The organism is Streptomyces sp. NPDC005408, assembly GCF_040606445.1.
Taxonomy (GTDB): Bacteria; Actinomycetota; Actinomycetes; order Streptomycetales; family Streptomycetaceae; genus Streptomyces.
In genome coordinates, this window is the sequence record NZ_JBEXEX010000008.1 from 186,418 (window position 1) to 201,329 (window position 14,912).

Annotated in this window: 13 protein-coding genes; 7 read left to right on the forward strand and 6 right to left on the reverse strand. The window is 71.3% G+C overall.

Annotation, left to right across the window (positions count from 1 at the left end; genetic code table 11):
* Positions 1–17: 17 nt before the first annotated feature.
* The 5 genes from ABZS64_RS11355 (at position 18) to ABZS64_RS11375 (ending at position 6,110) form a co-directional block, all read left to right on the forward strand.
* Positions 18–422: a hypothetical protein gene (locus ABZS64_RS11355; protein ID WP_355826483.1), complete on the forward strand. Its 405-nt coding sequence runs from the start codon at positions 18–20 to the stop codon at positions 420–422.
* 93 nt (positions 423–515) lie between these two features.
* Positions 516–2,600, forward strand: coding sequence for a phage holin family protein (locus ABZS64_RS11360; protein WP_355826486.1), 2,085 nt, complete (start codon positions 516–518; stop codon positions 2,598–2,600).
* A gap of 40 nt (positions 2,601–2,640) precedes the next feature.
* Positions 2,641–3,681 carry a zinc-dependent alcohol dehydrogenase family protein gene (locus ABZS64_RS11365; protein ID WP_355826489.1) on the forward strand — a complete coding sequence of 347 codons (1,041 nt, stop codon included), beginning with the start codon at positions 2,641–2,643 and terminating at the stop codon, positions 3,679–3,681.
* A gap of 333 nt (positions 3,682–4,014) precedes the next feature.
* A complete protein-coding gene (locus ABZS64_RS11370) occupies positions 4,015–5,289 on the forward strand; it encodes a VWA domain-containing protein (RefSeq protein WP_355826492.1) in 1,275 nt (424 codons plus the stop codon).
* Positions 5,289–6,110 (forward strand): hypothetical protein, encoded by an 822-nt coding sequence (locus ABZS64_RS11375; protein WP_355826495.1) that lies wholly within the window; start codon positions 5,289–5,291, stop codon positions 6,108–6,110. Before ABZS64_RS11370 ends, ABZS64_RS11375 begins: the two co-directional genes overlap by 1 nt.
* 67 nt (positions 6,111–6,177) lie before the next feature.
* On the opposite strand, the gene ABZS64_RS11380 is transcribed toward ABZS64_RS11375, so the two are convergent.
* The 4 genes from ABZS64_RS11380 to ABZS64_RS11395 form a co-directional block, all read right to left on the reverse strand.
* Entirely contained in the window at positions 6,178–6,663 is a 486-nt protein-coding gene (locus tag ABZS64_RS11380; RefSeq protein WP_355826498.1) for a peroxiredoxin, read from the reverse strand.
* Positions 6,647–7,081 carry a hypothetical protein gene (locus tag ABZS64_RS11385; RefSeq protein WP_355826501.1) on the reverse strand — a complete coding sequence of 145 codons (435 nt, stop codon included), beginning with the start codon at positions 7,079–7,081 and terminating at the stop codon, positions 6,647–6,649. Before ABZS64_RS11385 ends, ABZS64_RS11380 begins: the two co-directional genes overlap by 17 nt.
* 88 nt (positions 7,082–7,169) lie before the next feature.
* On the reverse strand, positions 7,170–8,576 hold the full coding sequence (locus ABZS64_RS11390; RefSeq protein ID WP_355826504.1) for a tannase/feruloyl esterase family alpha/beta hydrolase: 1,407 nt from the start codon (positions 8,574–8,576) through the stop codon (positions 7,170–7,172).
* A 35-nt stretch (positions 8,577–8,611) separates the two neighbouring features.
* Positions 8,612–10,072, reverse strand: coding sequence for a PHB depolymerase family esterase (locus ABZS64_RS11395; RefSeq protein WP_355826608.1), 1,461 nt, complete (start codon positions 10,070–10,072; stop codon positions 8,612–8,614).
* A gap of 322 nt (positions 10,073–10,394) precedes the next feature.
* Between ABZS64_RS11395 and ABZS64_RS11400 the strand changes: the two genes are divergently transcribed.
* Complete coding sequence (locus ABZS64_RS11400) at positions 10,395–10,814, forward strand: hypothetical protein (protein WP_355826506.1); 420 nt, start codon at positions 10,395–10,397, stop codon at positions 10,812–10,814.
* Here ABZS64_RS11400 and ABZS64_RS11405 read toward each other — a convergent pair.
* Both ABZS64_RS11405 and ABZS64_RS11410 read right to left on the reverse strand, forming a co-directional pair.
* The gene (locus ABZS64_RS11405) at positions 10,804–11,613 is read right to left on the reverse strand and encodes a helix-turn-helix transcriptional regulator (protein WP_355826508.1); all 810 of its coding nucleotides are present in this window, start codon (positions 11,611–11,613) and stop codon (positions 10,804–10,806) included. The genes ABZS64_RS11400 and ABZS64_RS11405 overlap by 11 nt on opposite strands.
* A 180-nt stretch (positions 11,614–11,793) precedes the next feature.
* Positions 11,794–12,855, reverse strand: a complete 1,062-nt coding sequence (locus ABZS64_RS11410) for a phosphatidylinositol-specific phospholipase C domain-containing protein (RefSeq protein WP_355826511.1) — start codon at positions 12,853–12,855, stop codon at positions 11,794–11,796.
* A gap of 504 nt (positions 12,856–13,359) precedes the next feature.
* On the opposite strand from ABZS64_RS11410, the gene ABZS64_RS11415 reads away from it, so the two are divergent.
* Positions 13,360–14,901 (forward strand): ATP-dependent DNA ligase, encoded by a 1,542-nt coding sequence (locus ABZS64_RS11415; protein WP_355826514.1) that lies wholly within the window; start codon positions 13,360–13,362, stop codon positions 14,899–14,901.
* Positions 14,902–14,912: the final 11 nt, after the last annotated feature.

Below are 14,912 nucleotides of genomic sequence, written 5' to 3' on the forward strand. Positions count from 1 at the left end.
CGTCCGGGGGATCTTCCATGGACGGATTACGAGTGGCGGCCATCGCCAGCCTGACCCCCCTTGAGGAACTTGACCGCGACCCCTTCCTGGTGGACACCCGCAGCCAGCACGCGATGTGTGACCGCTGGGCCGCCGACAAGGGCTATGTCGTCACCCGGCAGCTGCTCTTCTACGGACTGAGCCCCGACCACTGCGGCCTGTGGACGGACATCCAGGCGGGTCAGGTGGATCTGTTCGTCGCGCCCAACGAACGGGTACTCGCCCGGGCCGTGACCTCGTTGCCCGACTTCCTCGCCGCCTGCGAACGCAGGGGCGTACCGCTGGAGACGGCGAACCTCGACGAGCCCGTCTACGACGCCTCGATGAAGGCCAATGTGCATCGCAGGCTCTCCATGCCTACGGCCGGTTACGACGGCTGCTGACCACGCTGCCCGGCCCCGGCCGATCACCCCACCGGATCACGTCCGCCCCTGTGCCAGGCTGGAGACCTGATCCAAGGGTGAGGTGAAAGCAGCGTGGTCGAAGGGCGATGGCGGACGGCCGGAAGAGCCCTGGTGCGCGTGATCGTCGTGTGGGCGGTGTCCACGCTGACGATGCTGGCGCTCGCCGGGCTGCTCCCCGACTTCCAGCTGCAGTCCGACGACGGGGACTCCATCACCAGGACCGCCGTCACCGCCGCCTGGGGCGCGGGCGCCTTCGGCCTGCTGACCGCGCTGGTCTGGCCCGTCGTCGTACGTGCCCTGCTGCTCGTACCGGCCCTGGTGCTCGGTCTGTTGGTGTTCTTCCTCAATGGCTCGCTGCTGCTGATCGCGCTCTGGCTGATTCCCGACGGGCGCGGCGTGGCCGCACCGGAGACCGCGGTCGTCGTCGCCGCCGTGATGTCCGCCGTCGCATCGACGACCTCCACCGCGCTCGCCGTACGCGACGACAACGCCTACCGCCGCAGGCTCTCCCGGCTCGCCGCCCGCCGCAGACGAAGACGCGGAGAGGAAGCCGGGCACCCGGACTCGCCCGGAACGGTCTTCCTGCAGCTCGACGGGGTCGGGTACGAGGTGCTGCGCAGCGCGGCCGACGACGGTGTGATGCCGGCCGTCGCCGGCTGGATCGGCACGACGCACCGGCTCACCCCCTGGCGCACCGACTGGTCCAGCCAGACCGGCGCCAGCCAGCTCGGCATCCTGCACGGCACCAACCACGATGTCCCCGCCTTCCGCTGGTACGAGAAGGACAGCGGCCGGGTCATGGTCTGCAACCGGCCCGCGAGCGCCGCCGAACTCCAGCGCCGCGCCATCGAGCGCACCGCCGACGGCGGGCTGCTCACATTCGACGGAGCCAGCCGCGGCAATCTCTTCAGCGGCGGCTCCGAGGAGCTCGCGCTCGTGCTGTCCGTGGCCGCCAGACGCGGCAGGGCCAACCGCTCCAGGGCGGGCTACTTCGCCTACTTCTCCGACCCCGCCAACGCCGTGCGCACCGCGCTGTCCTTCGTCGCCGAAGTCGCCCGTGAGATAGGCCAGTCGACGCGGGCATGGCTGCGCGGCGACTCACCGCGGGTCGGGCGCGGCGGGCTCTATCCCTTCATCCGTGCCTTCGCGACGGTCGTAGAGCGGGATGTGGTCGTCGCCGCGGTGATCGGCGACATGCTTGCCGGGCGCACCGCCGTCTACGCCGACCTCGTCGCGTACGACGAGGTGGCACACCACTCCGGGCCGCACAGCAAGGACGCCGCGCAGGTGCTCCGACGTCTCGACCGGTCGGTCGCGCTGCTCGCCAAGGTCGCCGAACACGCGCCCCGCGACTACCGGATCGTGCTGCTGTCCGACCACGGCCAGAGCCCGGGAGAGACCTTCGAGGGCGCATACGGACTCACGCTCAAGGATCTGGTGCGCGCCGGGTGCGGTCTGCCGGTCTCGCGTCGGGCGGAACGCTCCAAGAGCGGCGCGGAGGCACGCGACGCGGCGGGCGACGCCCTGCGCATGGCGCTGCACCGGCAGCGGGCCGAGGGAGCTGACGAGCGTCCGGAGGCGGGCTCCGACCCGATCGTGCTCGCCTCCGGCAACCTCGCGCTGATCTCCTTCCCCGACGCGCCCGAGCGCCTCAGCCGCGAGCAGATCGAACGCCGCCACCCGGCGCTGCTCCGCACCCTCGCCAGCCACCCGGGGATCGGCTTCCTGCTGGTACGCAGCGAGGAGCACGGCTCGCTGGTCCTCGGCCCCGGCGGCGCCGAGGTGCCGGTCGACCGGCTGGCCGACCGTGGCCCGCTGGAGGGTTTCGGCCCTGGCGCGGCCGAGGCCGTACGGCGCACCGACTCCTTCCCGCATGTCGCCGACATCATGGTCAACTCGATGCACGACCCGAAGGCGGGCACCGTGCACGCCTTCGAGGAGCAGATCGGCTCGCACGGCGGACTCGGCGGCGAACAGTCCCAGCCGTTCCTGCTGTCACCGCTCGACCTGTCCGCGCCCGTCGCGCCGGACACGGAACTGGTCGGCGCCGAGCGCGTGCACCGGGTGCTGCGGCGCTGGCTGCGCGAGTGCCAGGGGCCGCAGGTGCCGATCGGGACTGCCGCAGAACCCTCCCCTCCGGATACGTTGACGCCGTAAGGCAGAGCCAGACAGATCCAGCGAACCGGGAGTGTGCCCCTTGCGTGCTGTGGTGTTCGATGAGTTCGGGAAGCAGCTCGACGTGCGCGAGGTGCCCGATCCCGTACCGGCCCCCGGCGGCGCGGTGATCAGGGTCGAGGCGACAGGGCTGTGCCGCAGCGACTGGCACGGCTGGATGGGCCACGACTCCGACATCACCCTCCCGCACGTCCCCGGACACGAACTTGCCGGAGTGATCGAGTCGGTGGGTGACGACGTCGCCAACTGGCGGCCCGGAGACCGGGTCACCGTGCCGTTCATCTGTGCCTGCGGCCGGTGCGCGGCGTGCGCGCGCGGCGCCCAGCAGGTGTGCGAGCGCCAGGAGCAGCCCGGCTTCACCCACTGGGGGTCATTCGCCGAGTACGTCCCCATCCACCACGCCGACACCAATCTCGTCGCCCTGCCCGATGCGATGTCCTTCACCACGGCCGCGAGCCTGGGCTGCCGGTTCGCGACCGCCTTCCGTGCCGTGGTGGCCCAGGGCAGGGTGCAGCCGGGGGAGTGGGTCGCGGTGCACGGCTGCGGAGGCGTCGGCCTGTCCGCGGTGATGATCGCGGCGGCCTGTGGGGCCAGGGTCGTCGCGGTCGACCTCTCGCCGGACGCGCTGGAGCTCGCCCGGACCGTCGGCGCCGAGGTGTGCGTGGACGCGTCGACGGCGGCCGCGGGCGTCGCCGACGCCGTCCACTCCGCGACCGGCGGCGGCGCACATCTGTCACTGGACGCCCTGGGCGCTCCGGTGACCTGCGTCAACTCCGTCCAGAGCCTGCGCCGCCAGGGCCGTCATGTGCAGGTCGGCCTGCTGCCCCAGGGCGTGCACCTGCCGATGGACCGGGTCGTCCCGCTGGAGCTGGAGATCCTTGGCAGCCATGGGATGGCGGCGCACGCGTATCCCGAGATGATGCGGATGGTCGCGTCGGGCGCCCTGCGGCCGGACCTGCTGGTGACGACGACGATCGGCCTCACCGATGCCCCGGCGGCGCTGGCCGCGCTGGGCACGGGGTCGGGGACGGGCGTCACGGTGATAGCCCCGCACGGGGGTTAGGGCGGGGGGTCATTCCCCACCCCGCCCCTCCCCGTAACTGAGGGCAGGCCCCAGCCCCCTACCGGGGCTCCGCCCCGTACCCGTACGGGGGCTCCGCCCCCGGAACCCCGCGCCTCAAACGCCGGCGGGGCTGAATTTCAGCCCGTCCGGCGTTTGAGGATACGCGCGAAGCGCGTACGGGGTCTGGGGGGCGCAAGCCCCCCACGCGGCGGAGCCGCACATGTCACAGCCGGGAAGGGGCGGGTAGGGGAACAAGCCCGCCGCAGGCGCTGCCCAACCCCCCTACCCCCCACCCGTTTTGGATCGCCGGGCGATCATCAATACCATCCGGTGATGATCACAAGAAAACGGCCGGCGGCCGCGGCATGCGGCCTGCTCGCCGCCCTCGTCGTCGGGCTCTTCCCGGCCGGCGCCGCCGCGGACGAACCGGTGGCCAAGCTGCCGTCCCCCAAGGTCGAGCTCGTGCTCGACGTCAGCGGCTCGATGCGCGCGCGGGACATCGACGGCCAGACCCGTATGTCCGCCGCGAAGCAGGCGTTCAACGAGGTACTCGACGCGGTGCCGAGCGAGGTGGAGCTCGGCATACGCACCCTCGGCGCCAACTACCCCGGCAAGGACCGGAAGGTCGGCTGCAAGGACACCAAGCAGCTCTACCCCGTCGGGCCGCTCGACCGGACCGAGGCGAAGACCGCGGTGGCGACCCTCGCCCCCACCGGCTGGACTCCGATCGGGCCCGCCCTGCTCGGCGCGGCCGACGATCTCAAGGGCGGCGAAGCGACCCGGCGGATCGTCCTCATCACGGATGGCGAGGACACCTGCGCCCCGCTCGACCCGTGCGAGGTGGCGCGCGACATCGCCGCCAAGGGGAATCATCTCGTCATCGACACGCTCGGCCTGGTGCCGGACGCCAAGACCCGTAACCAGCTCAGCTGTATCGCGGAGGCCACCGGCGGCACGTACACCTCCGTGCAGCACACCGACGAACTCTCCGACCGGGTGAGCCAGTTGGTGGACCGCGCTGCCGAGCCTGTTGTCACCCCGGTGGCCACCGAGGGCGCGCAGGAGTGCGCGAAGGCCCCGCAGCTCACGTCCGGTCTCTTCAGCGACCGTGAGAAGTTCGGCGAGCACCGCTGGTACCGGGTGGACGTCCTGCCCGGCCAGGAGCTGCGCGCCTCGGTGAGCGTCGCGGCCGACCGGGCCGTCAACAACGACTACGGCGTACTGCTGCGGGCGGTGACCGTCCACGGCCGGGAGATCGTCCGCGGCTCCGAGGCGGGCGACGGACGCACCGATGTGATCTCCACCGGGCTGCGCTATCCGAAGGCCCAGCTGGATGACGCGGACGAGGTCAAGCCCGCCGCGGAGACCGTCTGCCTCCAGGTGAGCAACTCCTTCTCGGCGCCCGCGTCGGTGAAGACCGACCCCGGCCTGCCCGTCGAGCTCACCGTCGACGTCGTGGACGCGCCCGACGAGGCGTCCGACGTGGCCGCCTTCGGTCTCGGCCGCGGCTGGTGGCTGCTCGCCGTCCTGGTGCTCACCGGTCTGGTGGCCGGTCTGCTGTGGGGCTGGATCTCACGCTGGCGCATCGCCGTCTGGAGGACCAACTGATGCGTATCACACGTGTGTTGACGACCGCACTGCTGGCCGCCACTGCCCTGACCGGCACGGCGGGCTCAGCCGTGGCGGACGACCCGTCGCCCAGCCCGAGCAAGAGCGGGGATGCGGCAGGGCCGACCGAGGCGGGCACCGGCTTCCGTAACGCCACCGCGATCGAGCAGGGCCAGAAAGCCACCGCCGGAGCGTCCGCGGGCGACTACCTCTACTGGGTGTTCCCCGCCGACGCGGGCCGAAGGGCGACCGTGAAGGCCACGGTCACGCTGCCCGAGGCGGCGGCCCGCCACGGCGCGTCCACGTGGCGCCTCGATGTGTACGACGGGCTGCGCCGCCGCCAGGCCTGCATGTACGGCATGCAGAGCAAGGGTGCGGCCAGGGAAACCGCGTCGGTGGAGCTGTCCTGCACTCTGCGTACGGTCCGCTCCTGGGCCGAGCCGTGGGACAACGACCCGCTGCCGGGCAGCTATTACATCCGGCTGACGGTCACCGATCTGCCCGAGCAGGACCTCGGCCTGCCGGTAAAGGCAGAGGTCGAGGCCACGTCGGCCGACGCGGGCGGTGCGTACGCGGGCGACGGCTCGCTCTCCGCCCCGCTGGTGCCGGGCACGGCCACCACGGTGCGGGACGACGAGGGAAGCAAACCGAAGCAGGCGGCCACCCTCAGTGAGCCGGACGGCGGCTGGTCGTCGGGCTGGTGGTCCGACCGCTGGATCTGGACCGTTGCCGGAGGACTGCTCGGCGCCCTTGCGGCCGTCGGCGGCTACTCCCTCACGCGGGGATCCGGCCGCCGCTCGCCCGTACCACCCGCGGCCTGAACAGGGCGGTGGCCACGGCAGCGATGCCGTGGCCACTCGACCCTTCTCTACGTCACGCTTCTCTACGTCACGCGTCCTGAAGCGCCGCGAGCTGCCGCGCCAGCGTCTCCGTCGACTGGAACGTCGCCCCGAACAGGGCCACATGCTTCCAGTGCAGCGTCCCGTCGGCCGCTATGACAAAGACGGCACGGCGCAGACCGATCCCGGGGGCCGCGACGCCGAAGGCCCGCGAGACGGCCCTGTCGGTGTCGGCGAGCAGCGGCATCCGCAGCCCGTACTTGCTGGCGAACGACTCATGGCTGTCGACGCTCTGCGGGCTGATCGCCCAGACTTCGGCACCGCAGTCGGTGAAGGTCTCCAGGCCACTCGAGTACGAGCAGAGCTGCTTGGTGCAGACGGTGGTGTCGTCCCCGGGATAGAAGGCGATGACCAGCGGACGGCCCCGCTGCTCGCTCAGCGTGAAGTCACGCCGCTCGAAGGCGTCGTCGACCAGAACCCCGCCGGGGAGGGTGAAGTCGTCGACGGTCTGACCTTGTTCAGGTGATGCTGCCAAGGGAACTCCTGCGGCTACGAGTGCGGACGGACGGGCGTGCTGCCTTCTTGCGGCCCCTCGTCGACGGGGTCGTCGAGGGGCCGCGTACCCATACAGTCCACGCCGAAGCAGGCCCCGGATGGAAGACGAACCGGCGATCGTGGCCGGGTTGCAATCGAAGGTCATCGGCGGAACCGATGATGTGGAAGGCCATCCGCTTGTCGCACGGGAACACTGCACGGATCTCCTCGAGGGTCAGCTCCCAGTCGTCGGCGAGTGTGCCGACATCCACGAACAGAGCGGTGAACCCCTCGGCCTCCCGCAGGCGCAACGCCTCGGTCAGCATCGGAGCGGTGGACCTGGCCAGCCGGCCGCTCACGGCGAGCCACACCTGTGGCCCGTCCACCGCCAGTACTCGTACCCGTATGGTCGCTCGCACCTGCGCCCCCAGAGCCGGGGTCCGGCGCACCGCCGACCGGTGCGCAGCCACACGCCTGTTATTCGGCGCCGGGCGGCTCCGGGATTGCTCAGGATCCGGCCACTTTGCCAGCGAGGGAGCACTCTTCGAGCGTGCGCGGACCGGCTCCTTCCGGGCGGGCCAGGGTGCGGCTCGGCACGGGCTGCCTGCCGTGACCGATCCACGCCTCCAGGGCCGTGAAGGCCGAGCGGTGACAGGGCGTCAACGGCCGCAGTTTGTCCGGAAAGACGTCGTACAGCGAGTCGACATGCGTGCCGCCCTCGACGCGGTAGTAGCGGAAGAGCCCGCCGCGGCCCGCGTCGCGCACCATGCGCGCGTACACATCCGAGTCCCGCCCGATGGGCAGCAGAACGTCGAGCGTGCCGTGCAGGGTGATCAGCGGCTTCCCGATCCGGCCGGTCAGTCCGATCGCGGCGACGGCCCGTCGCACCTGCGGCGGACGGGAGGCGTACTCATAGTCCGCGTCGCACGCGGGCGTGCCGGGAGCGCAGTACGGAGTCCCCGCCTCGGTGGGCCCGTCGTAGCCCGGGTCCAGCTCCTCGCGGTAGATCCGCTGGGTCAGATCCCAGTAGTACTGATGGTGGAACGGCCACAGAAACTCCGACCCCGCCGGATATCCGGCGGCGAGCATCGCCCGGTGCGCCGCGTCCGCGCCGGGGCCGCCCGCTGCGTAGACCGGGTAATCGCGCAGTGCGGGCGGCAGGAAGGTCAGCAGATTCGGGCCGCTTGTCCGCCAGAGCGTCCCCTCCCAGTCGACGCCGCCGTCGTACAGCTCGGGATGGTTCTCCAGCTGCCAGCGCACCAGATAGCCGCCGTTGGACATGCCCGTGGCGAGGGTACGGGACGGCGGGCGGTGATAGCGCTGGGCCACGACCGCCCGCGCTGCCCTGGTCAACTCGGTGACCCGGTCGTTCCATTCGGCGATCGCCTCGCCCGGCGCCTCGCCGTCGCGGTAGAAGGCCGCGCCGGTGTTGCCCTTGTCGGTCGCGGCGAACGCATAGCCGCGGGACAGGACCCAGTCGCCGATGGCTCGGTCGTTCGCGTACTGCTCACGCACTCCGGGCGAGCCCGCGACGACAAGACCGCCGTTCCAGTGGTCGGGCAGCCGGACGACGAACTGCGCGTCGTGATTCCAGCCGTGGTTGGTGTTGGAGGCGGAGGTGTCGGGGAAGTAGCCGTCGATCTGGATACCGGGCACACCGGTGGGCGTGGCCAGGCCCGCCGGGGTCAGCCCGGCCCAGTCGGCCGGGTCGGTGTGGCCGGAGGCGACCGTGCCCGCTGTCGTCAACTCGCCGAGACAGGACACTTCTTGGCGCTCGGCGCCCGGCACTTGCAGCCGGGTGATCCGGGTGCAATGGCCGGATTCCGACGCCTGAGGCAGCTGGGCGGCGGCCGGGAGGGCGGTGACGGCGAGCAGCAGCGCCGCCGCGTACGGAACGCCGAGGGGCAGGGGCACGGAGAGACCTCCAGGGGCGGTGTACGGACCGTGGATCAGGGGCAGGTGCCGTCGGCGATCACGTAGTGGCCGACCGGGGATTCCTTGAGGGTGTGGGTGACGAAGGTGTTGTAGAGGCCCATGTTCTGCAGGGAGCCCTTGGCGTAGGCATAGCTGCCGTCGGTGGTGGCCCGCCCTGCCTGCACCTGGTGGTAGTTGTCGGTGGTCCAGCAGGCGACGGACGCACCACCGGTGGTCGTGGCCGTGACCGTGCCGGAGCGCGCGCCCTCGGTTCCGGCGGCGTCCCGGGCGGCCACGCTGTAGGTGTGACTCGTGCCCGGACTCAGACGCGAGTCGGTGAACGACGCGGCCGCCGGAGTGGCGATACGCGCCCCGTCCCGGTACACCGCGTAGCTCGCCGCGCCGTCGACTGCCGTCCAGCTCAAGGAGATTGAGGTGTCGGTGATGCCCGAGGCGGCGAGCCCGGACGGGGCCGGCAGACCGCCGGGACTGGGCGTGGACCCGTCGAGGCCGAAGAACTCGGTGATCCAGTAGCCGGAGCAGATCGAATCGATGAAGTTCGCGGTACCGGTCTGCCCGCACTGCTGCGGCCCGCTGCCCGGATCCACCGGCGTGCCGTGACCGATCGCGGGCACCCGGTCGAGCTCGACGACGACCGTGCCGTCCGCCGCCAGATACTGCTCCCGGCGCGTCTGATTCGGCCCGATCGTGGACGTACGGTCCGGGCTCTGGTCAACCCCGTGCACCGCGGTCCACTGGTCCCGCAGCTCATCGGCGTTCCTCGGGACGACCGTCGGGTCGTTGTCGCCGTGCCAGACGGCCACCCGCGGCCAGGGCCCGGAGTACGAGGGATAGGCGTCACGCACCCGCTGCGCCCACACCGCGGGCGTTCGGTCCACGCCCGGGTTCATGCAGGTGAAGGCCCCCGTGTCCTTGGTGCAGTCGTACGGCAGCCCCGCGACCACGGCGCCCGCCTCGAAGACGTCCGGATAGGCGGCGAGCATCACCGCGGTCATTCCGCCGCCGGCCGAAAGACCGGTGACATACGTACGCGCCGCATCGGCGCCGTAGGCACTCTGCGCATGCGCGACCATCTGGCTGATGGACGCGGCCTCGCCCTGTCCACGCCGGTTGTCGGTCGTCTGGAACCAGTTGAAGCAGCTGTTGGCGTTGTTCGCGGACGTCGTCTCGGCGAAGACCAACAGGAAACCGTGCCGGTCGGCGAAAGTGGTGAGCCCGGAGTTGTCGGCGTAGACCTGGGCGCTCTGCGTACAGCCGTGCAGCGCCACCACGACGGCCGGATGCGCGGGGAGGCCCGCGGGCCGGTAGACGTACATGTTCAGGGCGCCGGGATTGGCGCCGAAGCTGCTCACTCTCTCCAGGGGTACGGCCGCTTGCGCGGCGGGAGTTGGGCCCAGCCACAGAGCAGCGGCGAGCAGGGCGAGGACGGCGGCCAGACGGCCGAGCGACTTGGACAGGGTTTTGGGCAACGGCATCAGGGCCTCCCGCAGGCGTACCGAGGTGCCGGTCACAGTAGGAACGGTCCGGTGGCCGAGGAATGGTGACGTCCCCTATAGCGCGCGCGGCGGACGACGGTGCGCGCACTGTTGCGGGGGTGGGGGTGGAGTGGTAAGAGGGGCGCGGCGGGTGCCGGTCGCCTGCGGCGGGGCCCGCCGAGCGGGCCGCCATTACCTCTGGCGTAATCGACGCCCCGCGCACTGCCCGGCACGCTTGCGGTACCGGAACTCGGGCGGCGCACTCCGTTCGAGTTCCGGGTCCCTGACCAGCCCGTACGACCTCGATGGAGGCTGATCCGCCATGTCCGCCACCCTGCTCGCCGGTATCTCCCGCACCACCGAGCCGCAGACGATGCTGCGCCGATTTCTCGCTCTCGACGCCGTGGTCACCGGCGTGAACGGTCTGGCGTACGTCGCGGCCTCCGGTCCTCTCGGGCGGCTGCTCGGAGTCGACTCGGCCCTCCTCCTCGAACTGGGCGTATTTCTCGCCCTGTTCGGGGCCGGTGTCGGCTATCTCGCCTCGCGCGGCCGCCCGTCGCACCTGCCGGTCAAGCTCGTCATCGACGCGAATCTGCTGTGGGCCGCCATCAGCATCGCCGCGCTCGGGCTCTGGTTCGACCCGACGACCGCCGGTGCCGTCTGGATTCCGCTTCAGGCGCTGACCGTCGCCGGTTTCGCGGTTCTGCAGTGGTCCGCGCTGCGCGCCACCGCTACGGCGTGAGCGACTGCAGATACTTGACCGTCGCCGGATCCGCCGGGAGGAAGGTCTCGATGGCCAGCTCGGCGACGGTCACGTCCATCGGGGTGTTGAAGGTCGAGATGGACGACACGAAGGACAGCACCCGCCCCTCGTGCTCGATCTGCAGCGGCAGCGCGAAGTACGGATAGGGGACGGAATCCTCCCGGTCCTCGGGGGCGGCGCCGGTCTCCGGCAGGGGATAGGCGGCGACCTCGTCGTACAGCTTGCGCAACGGCTCGGAGCGGGCCAGCGCGATCTGGCGATCCATCTGGGCCAGCAGATGACCCCGCCACTCCCGCAGATTGCGGATCCGCGGGGCGAGCCCCTCGGGGTGGAGCGTGATCCGCATGGCGTTGAGGGGCGGAGTGAGCAGCTGCTCCGGCAGTCCCTCCAGCAGCATCGCGATACCCCGGTTGGCGGCGACGACGGTGTACGCGCCGTCGACGACGAGCGCCGGATACGGTTCGTAGCCCGCCAGCAGCCGTTCCATCCCCTCGCGCAAGGCGTCCATCGACGGATCGTCGAGCGGGGTCTCGGCGAATCGCGGCGCGTAACCGGCCGCCAGCAGAAGGGCGTTGCGCTCCCGTACGGGAACATCGAGGTGCTGCGCGAGGCGCAGGATCATCTCCTGGCTCGGGCGGGAGCGCCCAGTCTCGATGAAGCTGATGTGACGGGCGGAGGAGTCGGCCCGCAGGGCCAGCTCCAGCTGGCTGATCCGGCGTCGCTCGCGCCAGCCGCGCAGCAGCGTGCCCACTCCGGTGTCGGACGCGACAGTTGTCATGCCCGAAACCGTAGTACTCGGCAGGAGTGAACAGAGAAGCCCCGGCCGGAACGGGGGTTTCCGGCCGGGGCGGCACAGGGGTGGGGACGCATGGCGCCACCCACGTATAGGTGAACGATAAACGATCCAGCCTCGATCCCTGTTACCGGGGGTCACGCATGTGACAGACGCAACGTTCCGTTACTGGCCGCCGCCCCGTGGCACCACCGTCGCGAGTACCGGCGGCAGCGGGTACCAGTCGGCCGAGACCACGCTCGCGTAACGGCCCGCAAGCAGCCCGACGCGGTCCCGTGCCTGCGGCTCGGTCGGGTTCGTGCCGTCGATCGCGGGCGCCACGTTGTGCGCGTCCGTCATGACGACGAGGTAATGGTTCCGGTCGTACCACGAGGTGTCGATGGACCCGCCCGCGTACGCACTCGCGTCCCCGTCGAAGAGGACGAACCAGGGGCGGATGCCGGCGTCGGCATACCGGGTGCGGGGATCACCCGCGGCCGCGCCGTGGACCGCGGGGAACGCGGCCGCGTCCCGGAGGCGGCCGGCCGCGGCGAGATTGCGCAGATGGGTGGCGTACTCCCGGTCGGTCCACAGCGAGTCCGCCGGATTTCCCTCCTCGACCGTGCCGGGGATGAGCTCGACCACGAACTTGCCCGCGAGGGCCGAGCGGGAGGGCCAGCCGTTCGTCTTCACCGCCGTGTCGAGTTCCGGCTGGCTCCCCGCCAGATCCGCCGGGCGGAACAGGGCGTCACCGAGGCGGGCGGAGAGCAGCGCGTCGAGCGCGGCGGGGCCGCGGCCGTTGTTGTTCTGGAAGCCGTCCTTCATCTCTATCTTGATCAGAATCGGACGGTGGCCGGGGTGGGCGTCGTGCCACGCCTTCATGTCCGAGAAGCAGCCGCCGAGGTCCTGGTTTCTGGCCTTGGTGCGCAGCTGCGCGGGGCTTGAGGCGTTCTCGCAGTTGTTGTCGTTGCCCAGAGGGTTGCTGTGCGAGACGCGCCACGACCGGCCGAACACATTGGTCCAGACGTCGAGTTCGAGCATCCCGGCGCCCGAGTCGAGCGCATCGGCGAAGTACGCGTACTTCGCCTTCTCGTAGGAGTTGTGAACGCCCACCCAGGTGGCGGAGGAGTAGGGCAACTGCCCCGGGTCCACCGCGCTGGGCGTGGCCGCCTCAGCCGGGGCGAGTGCGGTGGCGAGCAGCCCGGCCGCGACTGCTGTCGTGAGGGCCGCGCGCGTGAGCTTCCCCATGGTCCCCTGCCTTTACGTCGATGCGATCAAGTCGACGGAAGGCTAGGGGAGTTGAGTGAACCGGGGGGAGACGGGACTCAGCCGTTACGCGTGGGGGTGCTTTCCCCCGCCCCGCCCCTTCCCGAAACTGGGGGCGAGCCCCCCAGACCCCCGAGGGTGGGGGGAACGTGGGGGCTGACGCCCCCACACCCCCAGTGCGCCAGCTGCGCGGCGCCGGCCCGGCGCCTCTAAGCGTCGGCCGCGCGGCGCGGTGCACCCACCCGCAGGCGTCGGCCGCGCGGCACCGGGTGACCGATGGGCGTCACCGGCAAGGGGGCCGTGCAGTGGGTGGAGCCGGGACGTAGAGCGTGATGTGTGGCGCGGGGACGCTGGTACCTCACGGCAGACCAGAGACGCGCCGTAAATCATGCAGTCCCGGCGCAACCCTGGAGCGGACCCAAAACCCGCACCACACGGCAGGGCCGAGCACGTGCGCCCCCCGCCGCCCCGAGGGACCATGGCCCCATGCTGCTCGCCCGGCTTGCCGATGTGTCACGTGACGTCGCCGCCACCTCCGCCCGTTCGCGGAAGACCGCCGCGCTCGCGGAGCTGTTCGGTGAGGCCCGGGCCGATGACGTCGGGCTCGTCATCTCCTACCTCGCCGGGCGGCTGCCGCAGGGCCGTATCGGCATCGGCTGGAGCGTCCTCAAGGAGCCCGTGCCTCCCGCCGAGACGCCAAGTCTCACCGTCTCGGACGCCGACGCCGCGCTGAGCCGGCTCGCGGGCGTCGCCGGGCCCGGCTCGCAGGCCGAGCGCAAACGCCTCGTGCGCGAGCTCCTGGCCGCCGCCACCGCCGAGGAGCAGGAGTTCCTGATGCGGCTGCTCATCGGTGAGGTCCGGCAGGGCGCGCTCGACGCGATCGCGCTGGAGGCCGTCGCCAAGGCCGCCGGTGCGCCCGCCGCCGACGTGCGACGCGCCGTCATGCTCGACGGATCGCTGCCCCGCGTCGCCCGCGCGCTGCTGGCCGACGGTCCGGCCGCCCTCGAGAGGTTCCGGCTGCGCGTCGGCACCCCCGTCCTTCCGATGCTCGCCCACACCGCGAAGTCGGTCACGGAAGCCGTCCGGACACTGGAAGCCGCCAGCGTGGTCGAGGAGAAGCTCGACGGCATCCGCGTCCAGGTGCACCGCAGCGGTGAGGACATCCGGATCTACACACGTTCCCTGGACGACATCACCGACCGGCTCCCCGAAGTCGTGGCCGCAGCACGCAACATGACCGGTGATCACTTCATCTTGGACGGTGAGGTCATCGCCCTGGACGCCGGCAGCGGACGCCCCGTCCCGTTCCAGGACATCGCCTCCCGCGTCGGCTCCCGCGTCGACGTGGACACGGCACGGGCCACGCTCCCGCTCTCGCCCGTCTTCTTCGACGTCCTCTCCGCCGACGGGGAGCCGACCCTGGACCTCACAGGCGCCGAACGGCACACCGTCCTCGCCCGCCTCGTACAGGAGCCGATGCGCGTGCGTCGTACGGTCGTCGACGACCCCGCGTCCGCGGAGCAGATCGCAGCCGCCGAGGAGTTCTTCGCCGAGACCCTGCGTCGCGGCCACGAGGGCGTCCTGGTCAAGGCGCTCGACGCGCCCTATGTCGCGGGCCGCCGAGGCCGCTCCTGGCTCAAGGTCAAACCCGTCCACACCCTCGACCTCGTCGTCCTGGCCGTCGAATGGGGCCACGGCAGACGCACCGGACTGCTGTCCAACCTCCACCTCGGCGCACGCGCCGCCGACGGCACGTACGTCATGCTCGGCAAGACCTTCAAGGGCCTCACCGACGAGATGCTGCGCTGGCAGACGGAGCGGCTGCGCGAACTGGCCGTGGACGACGACGGGTTCACCGTGAAGGTCCGTCCCGAACTCGTCGTGGAGATCGCGTACGACGGAGTGCAGCGCTCCTCGCGCTACCCGGCCGGCGTCGCTCTCCGCTTCGCACGCGTGCTGCGCCACCGCCCCGACAAACCCGCCGAGCAGGCCGACACCATCGACCAGGTCCTGGAGTCCCGCGCCTGAACCCGGCCCGC